The organism is Bradyrhizobium sp. P2_E8, from assembly GCF_056403875.1.
Genome location: NZ_JBFUES010000678.1, coordinates 1 through 4313 on the forward strand (window position 1 = coordinate 1; position 4313 = coordinate 4313).

General features: G+C 62.4%; 4 protein-coding genes. All 4 read left to right on the plus strand.

Annotated features, from left to right (window positions below; translation table 11 throughout):
• Positions 1-193 precede the first annotated feature (193 nt).
• Positions 194-1435 (plus strand): ABC transporter substrate-binding protein, encoded by a 1242-nt coding sequence (locus AC1D00_RS29340; RefSeq protein ID WP_477013068.1) that lies wholly within the window; start codon positions 194-196, stop codon positions 1433-1435.
• Positions 1436-1511: 76 nt separating this feature from the next.
• The gene (locus tag AC1D00_RS29345) at positions 1512-2390 is read left to right on the plus strand and encodes a carbohydrate ABC transporter permease (protein ID WP_092183556.1); all 879 of its coding nucleotides are present in this window, start codon (positions 1512-1514) and stop codon (positions 2388-2390) included.
• Entirely contained in the window at positions 2387-3280 is an 894-nt protein-coding gene (locus AC1D00_RS29350) for a carbohydrate ABC transporter permease (RefSeq protein WP_025575078.1), read from the plus strand. Before AC1D00_RS29345 ends, AC1D00_RS29350 begins: the two co-directional genes overlap by 4 nt.
• 6 nt (positions 3281-3286) lie before the next feature.
• Positions 3287-4313, plus strand: a 1027-nt coding sequence (locus AC1D00_RS29355) for an ABC transporter ATP-binding protein (RefSeq protein ID WP_477013069.1), incomplete at its 3' end; no start/stop codon positions are given.

The window sequence follows — 4313 nt, forward strand, 5'->3', positions numbered from 1 at the left end:
TCTGACGTCTCACTCTGGTTCGCGTGGACATAGTGAGGCTCGCCATCTCGGCGTCGTCCCGGGACTTGCAACATCAAACAGTTCTGCTAGAGTTAGGATGTACTCGATTACATTGGATGGGTAAAGCCAAAACGAGCCCATAAGGGCCGCACGCTGAATACACACGCCTGCAAAGGCATATCGGGAGGGAATGATGAAGCGCACACTGTTCGCATCGGTGGCGATTGTCGCCGCGGCCTGCGTCTCGGTACCGGTCTCCGCAGAAGAGATGAGGGCCGAAGTCATCCACTGGTGGACCTCCGGCGGCGAGGCGGCCGCCGTTAGGGTGTTTGCCGACCAGTTCACCAAGGCCGGCGGCACCTGGATCGACAGCGCGGTCGCCGGCGCTGCGAATGCGCGAAACGCCGCGATCAGCCGCACCGTCGCCGGCAATCCGCCGACCGCCATGCAGCTCAACACCGGCAAGCAGTTCGACGAGTTGGTGGAAGGCGGCCTGCTCGCCGATGTCGATGCGGTCGCAACCGAAGGCAACTGGAAAGGCGTGATGCCTGCCGCGATCACTGCCGCCGCGACCCGCAACGGCAAGATGTATGCGGTGCCGATCAACATCCACGGTCAGAATTGGCTCTGGTACAACAAGGCTGTGCTTGCCTCCGTCGGCGCCGATGAGCCGAAGACCTGGAACGACGCGATTACTATTCTCGACAAGCTCAAGGCCGAGGGCAAGGTGATCCCGCTGGCCTTCTCGGGCCAGAAGAACTGGGAGCAAAACCTGTTCAATTCGGTCCTGATCGGCGTCGGCGGCGCACAGATGTGGACCGGCATCCTCGGCAAGCGCGACGCGTCGCTGGCCCGGAGCGCCGAGTTCAAGGCGGTCGCCGTCACTTATAAGAAGCTCAAGGACTATGTCGATGCCGGCGCGCCCGGCCGCAACTGGAATGACGCGACCAATCTCGTCATCCAGGGCAAGGCCGGAATGCAGATCATGGGCGACTGGGCCAAGGGCGAATTCATCGCGGCGGGCAAAATCGCCGACAAGGACTATGGCTGCACGGTGCTGTCTAACGGCAGCGGCGGTTATGTGATGGGCGGCGATGTGTTCGTATTCCCGAAGGCGAAGGACCCATCCGTCACCAAGGCGCAGATGACGTTGGCGAGACTGATGCTGACGCCCGAGACCCAGATCCAGTTCGCGCTGAAGAAGGGCTCGATCCCGGTGCGTAGCGATGTCGATACGTCCGCACTCGACGCATGTGCCCAGAAGGGCATGCGCTATGTCGCAGACAAGGCCCAGCAAATGCCGTCCGGCGACATGCTGGCGCCGCCGGCGATGATCGGCGCGCTGCAGGATGCCATCTCGCAATATTGGAACACCAATATGAGCGCCGATGAATTCTCCGCCAAGGTCGCGGCTGTGCTGAAGTCCCAGGAGTGATGCATCACAAAAAGGCGGCTGACGAGCTGTTGGCCGCCTTTCCCACCCGTCGACCTCTCTTCAATCCGGCGATGCGATGCGTCTTTCGCTGAACTCCCGAATTTCCGCGATCACCGCGCTCTTGCCGGCGCTGCTGGTGATGCTCGTCGTCTATATCGGTGCCACCGGCTGGACCGTCTGGATGTCGCTGACCAACTCGCGCATGCTGCCGAACAACAATTTCGTCGGGCTTCGGCAATATGAGATGTTGTTCGGCAACGATCGCTGGATCACCTCGGTCCACAACATCGTTATCTACGGTGTGCTGTTCGTGTCGCTCGCTCTCTCCATCGGCTTCCTGCTGGCGGTTGCGATCGATCAGCGGGTGCGTGCCGAGGACACGATCCGCTCGATCTATCTCTATCCCTATTCGATGTCCTTCGTCGTCACGGGCCTGGTCTGGCAATGGCTGCTCAACCCGACGCTCGGCATCCAGCATGTGCTGCGCAGCTGGGGCTTCGAAGGTGCGACGTTCGACTGGATTGTACGGCCGGAGACCGCAATCTATTGCCTGGTCATCGCGGGTGTCTGGCAGGCTTCAGGGCTGGTGATGGCCATCATGCTCGCCGGCCTTCGCGGCGTCGACGAGGAGATCTGGAAGGCGACGCGAGTCGACGGCCTGCCGAAATGGCGGGTCTATGTCTCGATCATCATTCCGATGATGGGTGCAAGCTTTGCGACCGCCGCGGTGCTGCTCTCGACCGGCGTGGTGCGCCTTTACGACCTCTCGGTCGCGATGACCAACGGCGGGCCCGGCATCGCCTCGGAGGTACCCGCCAAGTTCGTCATGGATCATTTGTTCGAACGCGCCAATATCGGGCTTGCGACGGCGGCGGCCACCACCATGCTGATCACGGTGATCGCGGTGGTCGCGCCCTATTTCTACTGGCGCACGCGCAAGGGAGAAATGCGATGACAGCGGCGGCTCAGCCCTTGCCCGCCGCTCGCCGGTCGAAGCGCATGACCCCGGCGCGCTGGGGCCTCTATGCCTTCATCTTCATTACCGCGCTCTATTTCCTGCTGCCGCTCTATGTGATGGTCGTCACCTCGCTGAAGCCGATGGCAGAGATACGGCAGGGCAATCTGCTGGCCTTGCCCGTAGCTCCCAGCATCGACGCGTGGGTCAAGGCCTGGACGTCGGCCTGTACCGGTCTGACCTGCCAGGGCATCAAGATCGGCTTTCTCAACTCGCTGCGCATCCTGGTGCCGTCGGTGGTCATCTCCATCCTGGTCGGCTCGCTCACCGGCTATGCGCTGTCGCTGTGGCGTGTGCGCGGCGGCAACATCCTGTTCGGCACGATGATGGTGGTCGCCTTCATCCCCTATCAGGTGTTCATCTATCCCTTGGTGCGCGTGTTCTCCTTCACCGGGCTCGGGCAGTCGCTCTTAACCATCGTGATCATCCACACGATTTTCGGCCTTCCCACCATGACACTGCTGTTTCGCAACTATTTCGCGTCGCTGCCGGTCGAGTTGTTCAAGGCCGCCCGCGTCGACGGCGCCGGCTTCTACCAGATCTATGCGCGGATCATGATGCCGATGGCCACGCCCATGATCGTGGTCGCGGTGATCTTGCAGACCACCGGCATCTGGAACGATTTCATCCTGGGGCTCGTTTTCGCCGGCCGTGACAATCTGCCAATGACGGTGCAGCTCAATAACATCGTCAATTCGACGCAAGGCGAGCGCGCCTACAATGTTGACATGGCGGCAACGCTGTTGACCGCGCTGTTGCCGCTCGTCGTCTATTTCGGTTCTGGCCGCTGGTTCGTGCGCGGCATCGCCGCCGGCGCAGTGAAAGGCTGATGCAGCATGCAGAAATCGAATGTCGACATCAGGAGCCTGCAGATCGGCTTTGGCGGCCTGAAGGTGCTGGAGAACCTCAATCTCAATGTCGAGGCGTCCGAGTTTCTCGTGCTGCTTGGGCCGTCCGGCTGCGGCAAGTCGACATTGCTCAACGCGATCGCGGGGCTGATCGACGTCAGGGGTGGCGAGATCCATATCGGCGGCCGCGATGTCACCTGGGCAGAACCGAAGGATCGCGGCATCGCGATGGTGTTCCAGAGCTACGCGCTGTATCCGCGTATGAGCGTGCGCCGGAATATGTCGTTCGGGCTGTCGGTCGCGGGCACGCCGCGAGACGAGATCGAGCGCCGCGTCGGAGAGGCCGCGCGGATGCTGCAACTCAACAGCCTCCTCGACCGCCGTCCCAGCGAGCTCTCCGGCGGCCAGCGCCAGCGTGTCGCGATCGGACGGGCGCTGGTGCGCCATGCCGGCGTCTATTTGTTCGACGAGCCGCTATCCAATCTGGACGCCCAGTTGCGCGCCGAGCTCAGAGTCGAGATCAAGCGGCTGCATGCACGGCTCGGCGCCACCATGATCTACGTGACACACGACCAGATCGAGGCGCTGACGCTCGCGGACCGGATCGCGGTGATGCAAGGTGGCGTGATCCAGCAACTCGACACGCCGAAGAAGATCTATCGCGAGCCGGTCAACCGGTTCGTCGCCTCCTTCGTTGGCTCGCCCGCCATGAATTTCATTCCCGGCCGGATCGCACGTGACGGCGAGACTGGATTCATCGCCGGCGCCAACCGGCTCGGACTGAACGGCTACGCCTTTCGTGGCCTGCCGACCGACGCGCCGGCCGTTCTCGGCATCCGTCCCGAGCATATCGAGCTGACTGCGTCCGACGATCCATCCGCGGTGTCGGCCCGCGTCGAGATGGTCGAGCCGATGGGCGCCGACACGCTGATTTGGTGCCGTCTTGCCGACAATACCGCCTTCTCCTTCCGCCACGACGCCGACGCGCAGGTGTGTGTGGGAGACACACTCAACG